The sequence below is a fragment of the Herbaspirillum sp. FG34 genome (genome assembly GCF_057809315.1).
Window position 1 is genome coordinate 39,458 of sequence record NZ_JBMDJS010000017.1, and the last position, 17,635, is coordinate 57,092.

Consider the following 17,635-nt stretch of genomic DNA (forward strand, 5'->3'; position numbering starts at 1 on the left):
GGGGCAGCCAAGCGCATCAGCGCGGCAGCAGCGAAGAACCCATCAGGAACTCATCGACTGCACGTGCGCACTGGCGGCCTTCGCGGATCGCCCACACCACCAGCGACTGGCCACGACGCATGTCACCGGCCGCAAAGACCTTGTCCACCGAAGTCTTGTAGCAGCCTTCGCCATCGGTAGTGGCCTTGGCATTGCCGCGCGCATCCTTCTCGACGCCGAAGGCATCCAGTACCTGCTGCACCGGCGAGACGAAGCCCATGGCCAGCAGCACCAGGTCAGCCTTGATCTCGAATTCCGAATCGGGTACTTCGACCATCTTGCCGTCCTTGAACTCGACACGTGCGGCGATCAGCTTCTCGACCTTGCCGCCCTTGCCTTCCAGGCGCTTGGTGGTCACTGCGAAGTCACGTGCGCAACCTTCCTCGTGGGAGGAAGAGGTACGCAGCTTGATCGGCCAGTAAGGCCAGACCAGCGGCTTGTTTTCGGACTCCGGCGGTTGCGGCATCAGTTCGAACTGGGTCACCGAGGCAGCACCATGACGGTTGGAGGTACCGACGCAATCGGAGCCGGTGTCGCCACCGCCGATGACGACCACGTTCTTGCCGGTGGCCATGATCTGGCTCTTGAGCTTGTCGCCGGCATTGACCTTGTTCTGCAGCGGCAGGAAATCCATGGCGAAATGCACGCCCTTCAGTTCGCGGCCCGGCACCGGCAGGTCACGCGGGGACTCTGCACCACCGGCGATGACGACGGCATCGAATTCCTTCTTCAGTTCTTCGGGAGTGACGGATTCCTTGGACCAGTTGTTGACGGTCTCGGGGAATTCCTTGCCGACGAAAACGCCGGTACGGAAGCTCACGCCTTCGGCCTTCATCTGTTCCACGCGCAGGTCGATGTGCGACTTTTCCATCTTGAAGTCGGGGATGCCATAACGCAGCAGGCCGCCGACGCGGTCATTCTTTTCGAACACGGTCACGTCGTGACCGGCGCGCGCCAGTTGCTGGGCAGCGGCCAGGCCGGCAGGACCGGAGCCGACCACGGCAACTTTCTTGCCGGTCTTGACCGCAGCAGGTTGCGGCACGACCCAGCCGTTTTCCCAGCCCTTGTCGATGATGAAGTGCTCGATCGACTTGATGCCCACGGCGTCGTTGTTGATGCCCAGGGTGCAGGCGGCTTCGCAGGGTGCCGGGCAGATGCGGCCGGTGAACTCGGGGAAGTTGTTGGTCTGGTGCAGGGTGTCCAGGGCTTCCTTGTAGTTGCCGCGATAAACCAGGTCATTCCAGTCGGGAATGATGTTGTTGACCGGGCAGCCGTTGTTGCAGAAGGGGATGCCGCAGTCCATGCAGCGCGCGCCCTGGATCTTGGCGTCGGCGTCGCTGAGGTGCAGGACGAATTCCTTGTAATGCTTGGTACGCGCGGCAGGTGCCTCGCTGGCCTCTTTCAGGCGCTGGTACTCCATGAAACCGGTTGCTTTTCCCATTTTCCTCTCACATTCTCGCTAAGGATGCGGCGGGCTGCGCTCTCACTCTCGGTGGCGCCACGCCCGCCGGCGTGCTTGATTGATTAGTCCGATCACTGCCTGAAGATCAGGCGGCGACCTTTTCCTTCTTCGTTTCGGCAGCGGCGGCCAGTTCGGCCAGCGCACGCTTGTACTCGGTCGGGAACACCTTGACGAACTTGGCGCGCGACGCTGCCCAGTTATCCAGCAGGTAGCGCGCACGCGTGCTGCCGGTGTACTTGAAGTGGCGTTCAATCAAGCCGCGCAGGATGGCTTCGTCGGTCTGGCGTTCGCCACCACGCAGCAGGCTGTGCCAGATGTTGCGGCCCAGGGTCTGCTCCTGTTCGGTGTCGGACAAGACCTTTTCCAGGCTGACCATGGCGGTATTGCACTTGCCGGCGAAGTCACCTTCCGGGTCATACACGTAGGCGATACCACCCGACATACCGGCAGCGAAGTTGCGGCCGGTATTGCCCAGCACCACCACGGTGCCACCGGTCATGTATTCGCAACCGTGGTCGCCCGTGCCTTCCACCACCGCAGTGGCGCCGGAGTTGCGCACGGCGAAACGCTCGCCGGCCACGCCGTTGATGAAGGCTTCACCACTGATGGCGCCGTACAGGACGGTATTGCCGGAGATCATGTTGTCCACGGCACGGCCACGGAACTCGGTGTTGGGACGCACGATGATGCGGCCACCCGACAAGCCCTTGCCGACGTAGTCGTTGCCTTCGCCGACCAGGTCCAGGGTCACGCCCTTGGCCAGGAAGGCGCCAGCGGACTGGCCTGCGGTGCCTTGCAGCTGGATGTGGATGGTGTCGTCCGGCAGGCCTTCGTCGCCGTAACGCTTGGCCACTTCACCCGAGAGCATGGCGCCGACGGTGCGGTTGAGGTTCTTGATCGGGGAGATGAAGGAAACCTTCTCGCCCTTCTCCAGCGCGATCTTCGCTTGTGCGATCAGCTTGTGGTCCAGCGCCTTGTCCAGACCGTGGTCTTGCACGTCGGTGTGGTACACCGGCAGCTTCGACTCGGGCTGATGGAAGATGCGGCTGAAGTCCAGGCCCTTGGCCTTCCAGTGCGCGATTGCCTTGGAACGGTCCAGCAGGTCGGCACGGCCGATCAGGTCATCGAACTTGCGGATGCCCAGTTGCGCCATGATCTGGCGCGCTTCTTCAGCGATGAAGAAGAAGAAGTTGACCACGTGTTCCGGCTTGCCGGAGAACTTGGCACGCAGCACCGGATCTTGCGTGGCCACGCCCACCGGGCAGGTGTTCAGGTGGCACTTGCGCATCATGATGCAGCCTTCGACCACCAGCGGTGCGGTGGCGAAACCGAATTCGTCCGCGCCCAGCATGGCGCCGATGACGACGTCGCGGCCGGTCTTCATCTGGCCGTCAGCCTGCACGCGGATACGGTTGCGCAGGCCGTTCAGGACCAGGGTCTGCTGAGTTTCGGCCAGGCCCAGTTCCCACGGGGAACCGGCATGCTTGATCGAGGACAGCGGCGAAGCACCGGTACCGCCATCGTGACCGGCGATGACCACGTGATCCGACTTGGCCTTGGCCACGCCGGCAGCGACGGTACCGACACCCACTTCGGAGACCAGCTTGACCGAGATGGAAGCGCGCGGGTTGACGTTCTTCAGGTCGTGGATCAGCTGGGCCAGATCCTCGATGGAGTAGATGTCATGGTGCGGCGGCGGCGAGATCAGACCCACGCCCGGCACCGACACGCGCAGCTTGGCGATGTATTCCGAGACCTTGTGGCCGGGCAGCTGGCCGCCTTCGCCGGGCTTGGCGCCCTGGGCCATCTTGATCTGGATCTGGTCGGCCGAGATCAGGTATTCGGCGGACACGCCGAAACGGCCCGACGCCACCTGCTTGATGCGCGAACGCAGCGAGTCGCCTTCTTGCAGCGGGATGTCGACTTCGATGTGTTCCTTGCCGATTTCCGACGCCAGGGTCGCACCTTGCTTGATGGGGATGCCCTTCAACTCGTTGCGATAACGGTTGACGTCTTCACCACCTTCGCCGGTGTTGGACTTGCCACCGATACGGTTCATGGCGATGGCCAGCGTGGCGTGGGCTTCGGTCGAGATCGAGCCCAGCGACATGGCGCCGGTGGCAAAACGCTTGACGATTTCCTTGGCCGGTTCCACTTCATCGATCGAGATCGCCTTGGACGGGTCGATCTTGAACTCGAACAGGCCGCGTAGCGTCATGTGGCGCTTGGACTGGTCGTTGATGATCTGGGCGTATTCCTTGTAGGTGTTGTAGCTGTTCGAACGGGTCGAATGCTGCAGTTTGGCGATCGCATCCGGAGTCCACATGTGCTCTTCGCCACGGATACGGAAGGCGTATTCGCCACCGGCATCCAGTGCGTTGGCCAGCACCGGGTCGGCGCTGAAGGCAGCGGTATGCAGGCGCAGCGCTTCTTCGGCCACTTCGAACACGCCGATGCCTTCGACGTTGGAGGCGGTACCCTTGAAGTACTTGTCCACCAGGGCCTTGGACAGGCCGATGGCTTCGAAGATCTGCGCGCCGCAGTAGGACATGTAGGTCGAGATGCCCATCTTGGACATGACCTTCAGCAAGCCCTTGCCGACTGCCTTCTGGAAGTTGTAGATGGCCTTCTCAGGCGAGAGGTCGCCCGGCAGACCCTTGGCCAGATCGGCCAGCGTATCCATCGCCAGGTACGGGTGGATCGCTTCGGCGCCATAGCCTGCCAGCAGGGCGAAGTGGTGCGTTTCGCGGGCCGAGCCGGTTTCCACCACCAGGCCGGTGGAGGTACGCAGGCCCTTGCTGACCAGGTGCTGGTGGATGGCCGAAGTGGCCAGCAGTGCCGGGATCGGCAGCTGGTCGGCATCGACCTTGCGGTCCGAGATGATCAGGATGTTGTGGCCCGACTTGACCGCATCGACGGCCTTGGCGCACAGCGAGGCCAGGCGGGCTTCGATGCCTTCCTTGCCCCAGGCGACCGGATAGCAGATGTTCAGTTCGTAGGACTTGAACTTGCCGCCGCTGTGCGCGCTGATGTTGCGCAGCTTGGCGATATCGTCATAGTCCAGCACCGGCTGCGACACTTCCAGGCGCATCGGCGGGTTGATGTTGTTGGTGTCCAGCAGGTTGGGCTTGGGACCGATGAAGGACACCAGCGACATGACCAGCGCTTCGCGGATCGGGTCGATCGGCGGGTTGGTCACCTGCGCGAACAGCTGGCGGAAGTAGTTGTAGAGCGGCTTGTTCTTGTTGGACATGACCGCCAGCGGCGAGTCATTGCCCATGGAGCCGATGGCTTCCTCGCCACCGCTGGCCATGGGGGCCATCAGGAACTTGACGTCTTCCTGGGTGTAGCCGAAGACCTGCTGCAGGTCCAGCAGCTTCAGGGACGAGGACGGCTGGCGCGGCTCTTCCTTCAACTCATCGAGCTTGACGCGCACCGAGTTGATCCACTGCTTGTAGGGCTTGGCGTTGGCGTAGGTGTCCTTCAATTCCTTGTCGTCGATGATGCGGCCGGCGTCCAGGTCGATCAGGAACATCTTGCCCGGCTGCAGGCGCCACTTCTGGATGATCTTGGACTCGGGAATCGGCAGCACGCCGGATTCGGAAGCCATCACCACCAGGTCGTCATCGGTGACGATGTAGCGGGCCGGACGCAGGCCGTTGCGGTCCAGGGTGCCGCCGATGTGGCGACCGTCGGTGAAGGCCAGCGCAGCGGGGCCGTCCCACGGTTCCATCATGGCGGCGTGGTATTCGTAGAAGGCGCGGCGGTTGTCGTCCATCGAGGTGTGGTTTTCCCAGGCTTCGGGGACCATCATCATCATCGCCTGCGGCAGCGGATAGCCGGCCATGACCAGCAGTTCCAGCGCGTTGTCGAAGCTGGCGGTGTCGGACTGGCCTTCATAGATCAGCGGGAACAGCTTCTTCAGGTCCGAACCCAGCACGGCAGACTGCATCACGCCTTCGCGGGCGCGCATCCAGTTGAAGTTGCCCTTGACGGTGTTGATTTCACCGTTGTGGGCGATCAGGCGGTACGGGTGGGCCAACGGCCATTCCGGGAAGGTGTTGGTGGAGAAGCGCTGGTGCACCAGGGCCAGCGCGGAGACGCAGCGCTCGTCCTGCAGATCCTTGTAGTACACGCCGACCTGGTCGGCCAGCAGCAGGCCCTTGTAGACCACGGTGCGGGCCGACATCGAGGGCACGAAGAATTCCTTGCCGTGCAACAGGTTCAGCGCCTGGATGGCGTGGCCGGACGACTTGCGGATCACGTACAGCTTGCGTTCCAGCGCATCGGTGACCATCACGTCCGGACCACGGCCGATGAAGATCTGGCGGATCACCGGCTCTTTTTCGCGCACGGTGGGCGACATCGGCATGTCGCGGTCCACCGGCACATCGCGCCAGCCCAGCACGATCTGGCCTTCGGCCAGCACCGCGCGTTCGATTTCCTGTTCACAGGCAATGCGGGAAGCGTTTTCCTTGGGCAGGAAGATCATGCCCACGCCGTATTCACCGGGCGGCGGCAGGTCCACGCCCTGCCTGGCCATCTCTTCACGGTAATACTGGTCGGGGATCTGGATCAGGATACCGGCACCGTCGCCCATCAACGCGTCGGCACCGACGGCGCCCCGGTGATCCAGGTTCTTCAGGATGAGCAAACCCTGGTCAACGATGGAATGAGTTTTCTTGCCCTTGATGTGGGCGATGAAACCGACGCCACAGGCGTCATGTTCATTTGCTGGGTCGTAAAGGCCTTGCGCGTGCATAACGGAACTCCACCACATTGACAGTAAGGATTTGAAGAATAGTGCACTGCACCCAATAGTTCAATGAAAATAATTAGGGTCTGAGTGCAATTTAAATCCACAATATTTTCAGGATTTTTAAATTGGGGACATAGTAAAGGAAAGCGAATTCAAGTCGTTGATTCAAAAGACTTATTTTTTAAAATTCACGATTCTTGCTACGCGGATACTTCATCTGCCTCGCCCGCAATACGAACAGTGGCGGGACGTCCCCGCTTGGCCGGGCTGACGCGCCGGTGCGTCTGGCGCTCCAGGGACTGCTTGAAATCCTCCGATCCCAGCGCCCAACCCTTGAGCGTGGCATCGGTGATGCGCTCCACTTCGGCGCGCGCCAGTCCCTCTTCGGTGAGCTGGCGATAGGCGATCTCGCGATCGAAGGGAGTATTGCCAATCGACCAATACTGAGGATGATCGGTGATCAACCCATCCTGCCTGGCGCCGATATGGTGCATGTAGCTGGACCACGGATACTCCCCGGGACTGGCCACCAGGCCCTTGCGCACGGGGTTGAGCTCGATGTAGCGGCAGACCGCCAGCAGGTAGAGCTCGGCGTCGATGACGGTGGCGCGGTAGCGCCCCTGCCACAGCGTGCCGCTGCGTCCATGCTTCTGGTTGAAATACGGGACATAGTGGCGCCCTATCCATTGCATCATCCGTGCCAGGCCCTGGTCGTCGGAGGGCGTCGCCAGCAGGTGCAGGTGGTCGGGCATGAGCACATAGGCGTGCACCGCCACCTTGAATTGCCTGGCGGCCTCCTTGAGCCAGCCCAGGAAGGCCACATGGTCATCCGCATCGCGGAAGACCACCAGGCCATCATGGCCGCGCTGGATGATGTGATGGGGTTGGTGCGGAACGACGAGTCGGGGAAGGCGGGCCATGGCAGACGCTGCAAACCGGTGAATGGAGCGGACATTCTAATGCACTCCGTCCCCAATAAACGCATGATGCTCAATTGGCATCGATGGAAGAATGCTTCATGCGCGCATAAAAAAACCGGCCAGATTGCTCCAGCCGGTCAAGCCCCACGTTGAATTTCTTGCAAGACGCAATCAGTTCGCGATCTTTTCCTTGCCCTTGTCCTTGCTCAGGACCAGGCTGGCGATGATGGAAACCACCAGGATGGCACCGACGATGGACAGCGACACCAGCACCGGCACGTGGAACCAGTAGGAGGCCAGCATCTTGCCGCCGACGAACAACAGCACCAGGGCCAGGCCGTACTTGAGCAGGTGGAAGCGCTCTGCCGAATCGGCCAGCAGGAAGTACAGCGCCCGCAAGCCCATGATGGCGAACATGTTCGAGGTGAAGACGATGAACGGATCCTTGGTGATGGCGAAGATGGCCGGGATACTGTCGACAGCAAAGATCACATCGGAAATCTCGATCAGCAGCAGCACCAGCATCAGCGGGGTGAAATAGCGCACGCCATTGATGCGGGTGGTGAACTTCTCGCCGTCATAATCGTTGCTGATCTTCATGTGGCCACGCAGCCAGCGCAGCAAGGGGTTGTCGCCCAGGTCGGCTTCCTTGTCGGCAAAGATGAGCATCTTCACGCCGGTAAAGACCAGGAAGGCACCGAACACATACAGGATCCAACTGAACTGCGCGATCATCCAGGCACCCAGCAGGATCATCACGGCGCGCATGACGATGGCACCGATCACACCGTAGAGCAGCACGCGACGCTGCATTTCAGGCGGCACGGCGAAATAGCTGAAGATCATCAGGAACACGAAGATGTTGTCCACCGACAGCGCCTTCTCGATCAGGTAGCCGGAGAGGAACTCGGCGCCCTTCTGGTTGGCAAACTCGCGGCCCACGTTGGCATCGAGATACCACCACATCAGGCCGGCGAAGATGAAGGCCAGCGACACCCATACCACCGACCAGCCCAGCGCCTCCCTGGGGGAAACCCGGTGGGCATTGCGCCCGCCCAGGGCGAACATGTCCACCGCCAGCATCCCCAGCACGAAGACGATGAAACCTATCCACATGGGCAGGCTTGCGAAACTTTCTACACCGTTCACGTCAGACCTCTCTCTTCTTGTTCACCGCCCGATGGCGGCTTCAGTTATCGGTTTCGGGAAAAAATCTTCAATCAAAGTCGAAGATTTCGCCCAGGAAGCCCTTTTTCTTGCGCTTGTATTCATATCCATGCCCGCCGTGCCCGAAGCGGGCATCGTGGGCGGGCGGCGGCGGCGTGTGCATCGGCGCCCGCGCAGCCGGCTGGGCAAGCGCTGCGCCGGCCTGGCTGGCAGCGGAACGCTCGATCAGCTTGTCCAGCTCGCCGCGGTCCAGCCACACGCCCCGGCATTGCGGGCAGTAATCGATCTCGATGCCCTGACGTTCCGAAATCAGCAGGTTGTGAGATGTACAGACGGGACATTTCATCAGGCTTCTCCTTCTTCCAGTGTTGGCAACGATGCCCGGCACGGCGACAACTCCCAACCGCACCTGACAAGGCGCTACTTTAGGCCAAACCGGAATGAATGAAAATTCGAATATTTTGAGATAATTCTTCGGGAAAACCGAAGTATCGACAACACCCCGGAACCAGGACGCATCCCATGGCCAGTCTAAACTACAAGCATCTCCACTACTTCTGGACCGTCGCCAAGACCGGCGGTGTAGCGCGCGCCAGCGAGCGCCTGCACCTGACGGCGCAGACCATCAGCGGCCAGATCGGCCTGTTCGAGCAATCGCTGGGCTACAAGCTCTTCAAGCGGGTCGGACGGCGGCTGGAACTCAATGACGAAGGCCGCATGGTGTTCGATTACGCCGAACGCATCTTCAGCCTGGGCGAGGAGCTGGAAGAAGCGCTGCGCCTGCGCCCCGGTGGACGCACCCTGCAATTGCGCGTGGGCGTGGCCGATGCAGTCCCCAAGGCGATCGCCTACCTGCTGCTGGAAAGTGCGCTGGCGATGCAGGATCCGATCCGCATCATCTGCCGCGAAGGCAAGCTCGACGTCCTGCTGGCCGACCTGGCCATCCACAAGCTGGACATCATCATCGCCGACAGTCCCATGCCGCCCAATGTGGACGTGCGCGGCTACCATCACCTGCTGGGCGAATGCGATACCAGCTTCTTCGCCACACCCGAGCTGGCGCGGCGCTACCGCAAGGGCTTTCCGCGCAGCCTGGAGGGTGCGCCCTTCCTGATGCCGGGCGAAGATGCAGCGGTACGGCCACGCCTGCTGCGCTGGTTCGAAAAGGAAGGCATACGCCCCCAGATCACGGGTGAATTTGACGATGGCGCCCTGCTGCTGGCCTTCGGCGACGCTGGTGCGGGCATCTTCGCCGCCCCCACGGCCATCGCCGGGCAGATCCGCAAGCAGTACGGACTGCTGGAAATCGGCAAGACCGAGGCCATCCGCGAACAGTTCTATGCGATCTCGGTCGAGCGCAGGCTGAGCCATCCCGCCGTGCTGGCGATCCAGTCAGCCGCACGCGGCAACCTGATCGTGGGCAGCACCCCGCCTCGCCCCACCGGCAGGCGCAAGAATGATCCATGATGCCGCCCGGTATCACGGACGATACGACGACGGACAGAGAGCAAAATATATGCACCATAGTGCATATCAAAACCCTCCCGCTTGCCGAGCTAAAGTTCAGGCTGGCGATGTCGTAAATGACGGGAAATGCAGTGTTCGGAATGGGAGAAAAAGCGCGGGGACAAAAGAAAAACCCCACGTCCCTTGCGAGCCGTGGGGTAAATCCCATTCTCGGGGGGGAGAATGGAGGGGGAACTTCAATATAGGGAAATAGCCCAGCCGTCGCAGCCGTTTTTACAAATCGTTACACCCTCTTCATATGCTGCATCAGCGAACATATTTGGTGCAAGAAACTACATATTAGACCAATGCGACATGAATTCAATATATCAAACACTTGCCGCAAGTAAAGCCCGCAAGGCCAGAAAGGCGGCAGAGCCGCGTTCCCGCCGACTGACCAGGTAAGTGGTGACGCGACCATCGCGGCCCAGCGAATGCGTGGCAAAACCGTGCGGCTCCATCTGCATGGCGATCACCGAGCGCGGCACCACGGCCACCCCGGCGCCTGCCGCCACGCAGGCCAGAATGGCGTGATAGGACGCCAGTTCCAGCGTGCGCACCGGTGCCAGGTCACGGCTGCGGCCATGGCTGGCGAACCAGGTTTCGGCATGGCGGCGGTAGGCGCAGCCTTGCTCGAAGACGATGAGGGTATCGAGCATCACATCCTCTGGCGAGCGCACCCGCCGATGGCTGCGCGGCGTCACCAGCAGCAGTTCTTCCTTGTAGAGCGGGGTGGCCGAGAAGGCCGGATCATCGATGGGCCCGGCCACCAGCGCGGCATCGAGCTTGCAGGCGCGCACCCCGGCGATGAGCACGTCGGTCGGACCGGTGGAGAGCTCCAGCCGCACCTCCGGCCAGCGCTGGTGAAACTCGGCCAGGGGTGCCGGCAGGCGGCTGGCCGCCGTGCTTTCCATGGAACCGATGCGCAGGCGTCCGCGCGGATTCTGGGGCGCTACCACCTCGCGCGCCTCCTGCACCAGGTCCAGGATGCGTTCGGCGTAGTCCAGCAATGCTTCCCCGGCCGCCGTGAGCACCAGGCGGCGGCGGTCCCGCACGAACAGCGGCATCCCGACGGACTCTTCCAGCTGCTTGATGCGCGTGGTGACATTGGATTGCACGCGATTGAGCCGCTCGGCGGCACGGGTCACGCCGCCCTCGGCGACGACGGTGCGAAAGATTTCCAGTTCGGCCAGTTCCATGGGATGCTCCGGGCGAGGTTCTCGATGGATGTTCTTGAATCAAGATGAAGTCATCCCGATTATTCATTTTTTGGAATGACCGAAAGACGATAGCATAGACCCCTGTTCACCTCCATGTCTTTGCACCTGCCCATGACCCAGCCCGCCGCCACCCGCCCCGCCACCTCCCTCCATGCGCTGGCCTGGAAAGTCTGCCTGTCCGGCATGGTGGCGCTATCGGTGGCGATGGGCATCGGCCGCTTCGCCTTCACGCCCCTGCTGCCGATGATGCTGCATGAGGGCAGTCTTTCGCTGCAGATGGGCGGCTGGCTGGCCACGGCCAACTATCTTGGCTACTTCGCCGGTGCCATGCTGTGTGCCTTCCATCGCAGCAAGCGCGGCGTGGCCATGCTGCGTGCCGGTCTGGTGGTGACCATCCTGCTCACGCTGGGCATGGGTGTGCTGCATCAGGACTGGGCCTGGCTGTGGATGCGTTTTCTCTCGGGCGTGGCCAGCGCCTATGTGTTCGTCTACACCGCCGGCTGGTGCCTGCAACAGCTCACGCAACTGGGCCGCCCCGAACTGGGCGGCGTGATCTTCTGCGGCCCCGGCCTGGGCATTGCACTGACCGGCCTGCTCTCGGGCCCGATGATCGCTGCCGGCTGGCTGGCCGCCGGTGGCTGGATCGCCTTCGGCGTAATCGCGCTGGGTCTCACGGCACTGGTGTGGAAGGCCTTCAGCTTCGATGCCGGGCATGGTCTCAATGTGCATCCCCATGACGGCCCTGCGGCCCATGCGTCGGCACCCGAATCGCCCAGCCAGAAGCGTGAAGTGCTGATCCAGGTGATTGCCTACGGCATCGCCGGATTCGGCTACATCATCACCGCGACCTTCCTGCCGGTGATCGCGCGCCAGGCGCTGCCGGGCTCGGCGTGGCCGGATTACTTCTGGCCCATCTTCGGGCTGTCGGTCGCCGCCGGGGCCTTCAGCGCCACCCGGCTATCGGTGCAGGGTGACCAGCGCCTGCTGCTGACCGGAGCCTACCTGATGCAGGCCGCAGGGGTACTGGTCTCCATCCTCTTCCCCAGCGCACCCGGCTTTGCGCTGAGCTGCCTGCTGCTGGGCCTGCCCTTCACGGCCATCACGCTGTTTGGCATGCGCGAGGCACGCCGCCTGCGCCGCGAGCAGGCCAGCAGCCTGATGGCCCTGATGACCGCCGCCTATGGCATCGGCCAGATCGCAGGTCCGCCGCTGGCTACGGCCCTGGTGCACGGCAGCGGCTCCTTCACGCCCTCGCTGTGCGTGGCGGCGCTGACCCTGCTGATCGGCGCCGGACTCTACTATCGCCTGACGATCACGCATCGGCTGCCGCGCTGATCTTCCTGTACCGCCAGGCAAAAACGCCCGCGACATCTTCTGTCGCGGGCGTTGTCGCTGGTAACGCAAGCGCTGGCGACGGCGTGGCGATCAGCGGAACGCCGGCTCCGCAAAACTGCGCAGCTTGCGGCTATGCAGCTGTTCGATGCCGTTGTTGCGCAAGAGCTCCAGTGCCCGTATGCCGATCTGCAAGTGCTGCGCCACCCGCTGCTCGTAGAAGGTATTGGCCATGCCGGGCAACTTGATTTCGCCATGCAGCGGCTTGTCGGAGACGCACAGCAGCGTGCCATAGGGCACCCGGAAGCGGAAGCCGTTGGCCGCCACCGTGGCGCTTTCCATGTCCAGCGCGATGGCGCGGCTCTGCGAGAAGCGCAGCAGCGGCATGCGATGGTCGCGCAGCTCCCAGTTGCGGTCATCGACCGAAGCCACCGTCCCGGTGCGCATGATGCGCTTCAACTCATAGCCATCCAGCCGCGTGATGCTGGCCACCGCATCCTGCAAGGCCAGCTGCACTTCGGCCAAGGCGGGGATGGGCACCCACAGCGGCAGGTCATCATCGAGCACGTGATCATCGCGCACATAGGCATGGGCCAGCACGTAATCGCCCATGCGCTGCGAAGCCGACAGTCCGGCGCAGTGACCCAGCATCAGCCAGCCATGCGGACGCAGCACCGCCACGTGGTCGGTAACCGTCTTGGCATTGGACGGACCCACGCCGATGTTGACCAGGGTGATGCCGCTGCCATCGGCGCGCTGCAGGTGATAGGCCGGCATCTGCGGCTGCCGTGCCGGTGCCACCCCGGAAACTGGCCTGGTCACTGTACCGGTCTGGTTGGCACTCCAGGTGGTGACATTACCGGGCTCGACGAAGGCAGTGTACTGGCGGCGATAGGCCAGCTCGTCCGGATCGTCGGTCGGCTCCATCAGGCGTCGGCCCAGGCGCACGAATTCATCGACATAGAAGGCATAGTTGGTGAAGAGCACGTAGCGCTGGAACTGATCTGGCGAGGTCGCCGTATAGTGGCGCAGGCGATGCAGCGAGTAATCGATGCGCGGACCGGTGAACAGCGCCAGCGGATGCGGTCCTTCGCGCCAGGCGCCGTTGTCCACTTCATAGGTGCCATTGGCGATGCGGTCATCCATGGTTGCCAGATCGGGCAGATCGAACCAGTCGGGCAGCGTGCGCAGATGTTCCGGATCGAGACTGCCCTCCACGTGGATCCCCTCGGGGAAGGCAAAGTGCACCGGGATCGGCAGCTCGCTTACGCCCACTTCCAGCGGTACGTCATGGTTCTGCAGCACCAGCTTGAACTGCGCGAGCAGGTACTGATGAAACAGCTGGGGGCGCGTGAGCGTGGTCTCGTAACAGCCGGGGCCGGCCACGAAACCGAAGGACTGGCGGGTATCGGTGTGGGTGGATTTCTCGGTGGTGATGCGCACGAAGGGATAACAGGCACGGACCCGCTGCGGCATTGCCTGGCCGCTGGAAAACTGGCGGAAGGCATCGCGCAGGATGGCCGTGTTGTGCTCGTAGATCGCCAGCACGCGCGCATAGGCGGCTTCGGGGTTGGTGAATTTTTCTGTGGCAAACATCATGATTCTCCATCATTGCCGCGCGCCGCAACGGTCTGAAAGCCAATGCGCGGCAGCGGCGCGGCCGGTTGGACCGGTCATTCATCGAAATGGGTTCTGCTTGTGCGCAGCACCATCTTACCTGAGAGCGCAGGATTCCATGCGGCCTTCCCATCCCGGGATCAGGCAGGACAATGTCGCGCTTGTCCGGCTTTGCCGCTCGCGGATTCGGTGATATCGTCCAGCTTCTTCCGCGCGATTTACTTATTTTTTCCTCTGCACTGGCCGCCCCTCGCGCCTGCTTCCCGCGCCGCCCCGGCAGGGGTGTCAGCGCGCCGTCAGTTGCGAGTCGATTTTCTTCCTTCGCTTGCTGTCAAGTCATAAAAACGCACCAAATGTGCGTAAAACACTGCCGCAAAGCCGCTAGCCATGCGGCCTTCTCATCCGATAAAAAAACCTTTGATTGCCACGCGAGCTGGTGCTATCGTGTCGGCGCTTTTGCGGGGATGACATCGCGCGGCAAGACGTGAGACATCTTTGCAGGGCATCCCATAAAACTAATAAAAAAATAATTCAACTACTCGTTCAGAGGCACACATGTTCATCAAAAAAATCTTCCAGCAAATGCTGGTCCTGCTCTGCCTGGCCGCAGCCGCTGCCGCGCAAGCACAACAACTCCCCAACGTCGTCATCCTGGCCACCGGCGGCACCATCGCCGGCACTGGCGCCACCAGCACCACTACCGTCGGCTACACCGCAGCCAAGGTCGGCGTGGATGCGCTCATCGCCGCCGTTCCCGAGCTGAAGAAGGTCGCCAACGTGCGCGGCGAGCAGGTCATGCAGATCGCCAGCGAGAACATGAACAACGACGCCTGGCTCAAGCTGGCCAAGCGCGTCAACACCCTGCTGGCGCAGAGTGACGTGGACGGCATCGTCATCACCCACGGCACCGACACCATCGAAGAGACCGCCTACTTCCTGGACCTGGTGGTCAAGAGCCGTAAGCCGGTGGTGATCGTGGGTGCGATGCGTCCCTCCACCGCCATCAGCGCTGACGGCCCGATCAACCTGTACAACGCCGTGCTGCTGGCCGGCTCCAAGGAAGCCGTCGGCAAGGGCGTGCTGGTGACCCTGAACGACCAGATCAACGCTGGCCGTGAAGTGACCAAGACCAACACCTCCACCACGGACACCTTCAAGACGCCGGAACTGGGCTTCCTGGGCTACATCCAGGGCAGCAAGCCTTACTTCTATCGCCAGTCCACCCGCAAGAACACGGTCGACACGCCCTTCGACATCATGAACCTGGACAAGCTGCCGCAAGTGGACATCGTCTACGGCTACGCCAACATGAATCCGATCGCGCTCAACGCCTTCGTGGCCGCTGGCGCACAGGGCATCATCCACGCCGGCGTGGGTGACGGCAGCCTGAACAACACCGTGGTGCCGTCGCTGACCGAAGCCCGCAAGAAGGGCGTGGTGATCGTACGTTCCAGCCGCGTCGGCCAGGGCATCGTGGCGCGCAACGGCGAAGCCGACGACGACAAGCTGGACTTCGTGGTCTCCGACACGCTCAACCCGCAGAAGGCGCGCATCCTGCTGATGCTGGCCCTGACCAAGACCACCGACACCAAGGAAATCCAGAAGATGTTCTGGGAATACTGATCGGCGCGGACGGGCAGATCCTGCCCGCCGCAATGCGTATCCCTGTATCCCTTCAAGCCCGCTGCTCCTGCAGCGGGCTTTTTCATGGGCGGAACCAAGCCGGTTCGCACCGACTCTGTAGAGTTCGCCCCTCCCCGCGAGCGCCTCACAGGAGAACACCGCATGCCCAGCCGCCGTCATTTCCTCGCCGCCGCCAGTGCCGCCTCGGCGCTGGCCGCCCTCGGCCTCTCACCGCGCGCGCTGGCGGCGCAGGGCTTGCGCCTGGGTCGCGCGCAGCCGTTTTCCTTCGACACGCTCATCGCCCGCGCACGCGACATGGCCCGCACCCCCTATCAGGCCCCGCCCGCCGCACCGGCTGCGGTGCTGGACCGCATTGACTACGAGGCGCATGGCCAGATCCGTTTCAAGACCGCAGATGCGCTCTTCGCCCAGGGGCCCGGCGCGTTTCCGGTGACCTTCTTCCATCTCGGCAAGTTCTTCCGTGTACCGGTACGGATGTTCATCCTTGCTGGTCAGGGCGATGGCACTGTACCGGTCCAGTCCCGTGAAGTGTCTTACCGCGATGACTACTTCGACATGCCCGCCGACAGCCCCGCCCACCAGTTGCCGCCCGACAGCGGCTTTGCCGGTTTCCGTTTCCAGGAGAGTCGCCTGGCCGACCAGCAGCTCAAGGACTGGCGCAGCAATGACTGGGTGGCCTTCCTCGGCGCCTCTTATTTCCGTGCCATCGGGGATCTGTACCAGTACGGTCTGTCGGCGCGCGGCATCGCCATCGATGTGGCCCAGGCCGACCGGCCCGAGCAATTTCCCGACTTCACGCAATTCTTCTTTGAGCCCGGCACCGCCGGCAGTGATACGGTGGTGGTGTACGCCCTGCTCGATGGCCCCAGCATCACCGGCGCCTATCGCTTCGCCATGCAGCGCAAGCAGGGCGGCGGCGTGAACATGGAGATCGACAAGTCCCTGTTCCTGCGCCGCGACGTAGCGCGACTGGGCCTGGCACCGGCCACCTCGATGTACTGGTTTTCGGAGACCGTGAAGGGTACCGGCGCGGACTGGCGGCCGGAGGTGCATGACTCGGACGGACTGGCGATCTGGAATGGCGCGGGCGAACACCTGTGGCGACCGCTCAACAATCCGCCGCGCACGGTGTCATCGGCCTTCAGCGACCGGCACCTGCGCGGCTTCGGCCTGCTGCAGCGGGACCGCGACTTTGATCATTACCTCGACGGCGTGCACTACGAACGCCGCCCCAGCCTGTGGGTGGAACCCCTGGGCGACTGGGGCGAGGGCGAAGTCCAGTTGATCGAGCTGCGCACCGATGACGAAATCCACGACAACATCGTCGCCATGTGGGTGCCCAAGGCGCCAGCGCGGGCGGGCGATGCGTATCGCCTGCGCTATCGTCTCTACTGGCAGCACGACGAACCCTTCCCGACCCCGCTGGCGCGCTGCGTAGCCACGCGCCTGGGGCGCGGCGGCCAGCCGGGCCAACCGCGCCCGCCGCAGGTACGCAAGTTCATGGTCGAGTTCAAGGGCCCGCCGCTGGCTGCCCTGCCCTTTGGGGTGAAGCCGGAAGCGGTCATCACGGCCTCGCGCGGCAGCATTTCCTATGTCTATACCGAAGCCCTGCCCAATGGCGTGCCCGGCCACTGGCGCGCGCAGTTCGATCTTGCGGCCAGCGGCGAGGAGCCGGTCGAACTGCGCCTGTTCCTGCGCCATCAGGGCCAGGCGCTGAGTGAAACCTGGTTGTTCCAATACCATCCGTTTGCCGCACGGGAAGTCTATTGAAGTGCGGCGGAAAAGATTTTTTGCGGGGTGAGGAAAAAATGTTTGTACTTTTTTGAAAAGCTCCTTATAATCTCGTTCTTTCGCGGCTGTAGCTCAGCTGGATAGAGTACTTGGCTACGAACCAAGGGGTCGTGGGTTCGATTCCTGCCAGCCGCACCATATGTAGTAAAAAAAGGGTCCATCGCAAGATGGGCCCTTT

General features: G+C 62.5%; 12 protein-coding genes and 1 tRNA gene. 6 read left to right on the forward strand and 7 right to left on the reverse strand.

All coding sequences use genetic code 11. The features are described from left to right. Positions 1-16: 16 nt before the first annotated feature. The 5 genes from ACODSZ_RS18875 to ACODSZ_RS18895 form a co-directional block, all read right to left on the reverse strand. The gene (locus tag ACODSZ_RS18875; protein WP_121045824.1) at positions 17-1,480 is read right to left on the reverse strand and encodes a glutamate synthase subunit beta; all 1,464 of its coding nucleotides are present in this window, start codon (positions 1,478-1,480) and stop codon (positions 17-19) included. Positions 1,481-1,586: 106 nt separating this feature from the next. Beyond that, positions 1,587-6,263: a glutamate synthase-related protein gene (locus ACODSZ_RS18880; protein WP_488928267.1), complete on the reverse strand. Its 4,677-nt coding sequence runs from the start codon at positions 6,261-6,263 to the stop codon at positions 1,587-1,589. Positions 6,264-6,460: 197 nt separating this feature from the next. Beyond that, the gene (locus ACODSZ_RS18885; protein ID WP_488928268.1) at positions 6,461-7,180 is read right to left on the reverse strand and encodes an REP-associated tyrosine transposase; all 720 of its coding nucleotides are present in this window, start codon (positions 7,178-7,180) and stop codon (positions 6,461-6,463) included. 171 nt (positions 7,181-7,351) lie between these two features. Further along, positions 7,352-8,329 (reverse strand): TerC family protein, encoded by a 978-nt coding sequence (locus tag ACODSZ_RS18890; protein WP_299535003.1) that lies wholly within the window; start codon positions 8,327-8,329, stop codon positions 7,352-7,354. Positions 8,330-8,396: 67 nt separating this feature from the next. Next, positions 8,397-8,693: a TFIIB-type zinc ribbon-containing protein gene (locus ACODSZ_RS18895; protein WP_008332064.1), complete on the reverse strand. Its 297-nt coding sequence runs from the start codon at positions 8,691-8,693 to the stop codon at positions 8,397-8,399. Between the two features lie 176 nt (positions 8,694-8,869). Here ACODSZ_RS18895 and nhaR point away from each other — a divergent pair, with 176 nt between their 5' ends. Then, the gene (gene nhaR / locus ACODSZ_RS18900) at positions 8,870-9,814 is read left to right on the forward strand and encodes a transcriptional activator NhaR (protein ID WP_488928269.1); all 945 of its coding nucleotides are present in this window, start codon (positions 8,870-8,872) and stop codon (positions 9,812-9,814) included. Positions 9,815-10,182: 368 nt separating this feature from the next. Here the strand turns inward: nhaR and ACODSZ_RS18905 are convergent, their stop codons facing one another. Then, positions 10,183-11,052, reverse strand: a complete 870-nt coding sequence (locus ACODSZ_RS18905) for a LysR substrate-binding domain-containing protein (RefSeq protein WP_488928270.1) — start codon at positions 11,050-11,052, stop codon at positions 10,183-10,185. A gap of 132 nt (positions 11,053-11,184) precedes the next feature. Here ACODSZ_RS18905 and ACODSZ_RS18910 point away from each other — a divergent pair, with 132 nt between their 5' ends. Next, positions 11,185-12,408 (forward strand): YbfB/YjiJ family MFS transporter, encoded by a 1,224-nt coding sequence (locus ACODSZ_RS18910; RefSeq protein WP_175344388.1) that lies wholly within the window; start codon positions 11,185-11,187, stop codon positions 12,406-12,408. A 90-nt stretch (positions 12,409-12,498) separates the two neighbouring features. On the opposite strand, the gene ACODSZ_RS18915 is transcribed toward ACODSZ_RS18910, so the two are convergent. Further along, a complete protein-coding gene (locus tag ACODSZ_RS18915; RefSeq protein WP_034351263.1) occupies positions 12,499-14,001 on the reverse strand; it encodes an AMP nucleosidase in 1,503 nt (500 codons plus the stop codon). A gap of 173 nt (positions 14,002-14,174) precedes the next feature. On the opposite strand from ACODSZ_RS18915, the gene ACODSZ_RS18920 reads away from it, so the two are divergent. From ACODSZ_RS18920 to ACODSZ_RS18935, 4 genes are all read left to right on the forward strand, one after another. Beyond that, positions 14,175-14,510: a hypothetical protein gene (locus ACODSZ_RS18920; RefSeq protein WP_488928271.1), complete on the forward strand. Its 336-nt coding sequence runs from the start codon at positions 14,175-14,177 to the stop codon at positions 14,508-14,510. A 67-nt stretch (positions 14,511-14,577) separates the two neighbouring features. Beyond that, complete coding sequence (locus tag ACODSZ_RS18925; RefSeq protein WP_008332076.1) at positions 14,578-15,645, forward strand: type II asparaginase; 1,068 nt, start codon at positions 14,578-14,580, stop codon at positions 15,643-15,645. Positions 15,646-15,807: 162 nt separating this feature from the next. Continuing rightward, entirely contained in the window at positions 15,808-17,436 is a 1,629-nt protein-coding gene (locus ACODSZ_RS18930) for an OpgD/OpgG family glucan biosynthesis protein (RefSeq protein WP_008332077.1), read from the forward strand. An 82-nt stretch (positions 17,437-17,518) separates the two neighbouring features. Then, a tRNA-Arg gene (locus ACODSZ_RS18935) sits at positions 17,519-17,595 on the forward strand. Positions 17,596-17,635 lie beyond the last annotated feature (40 nt).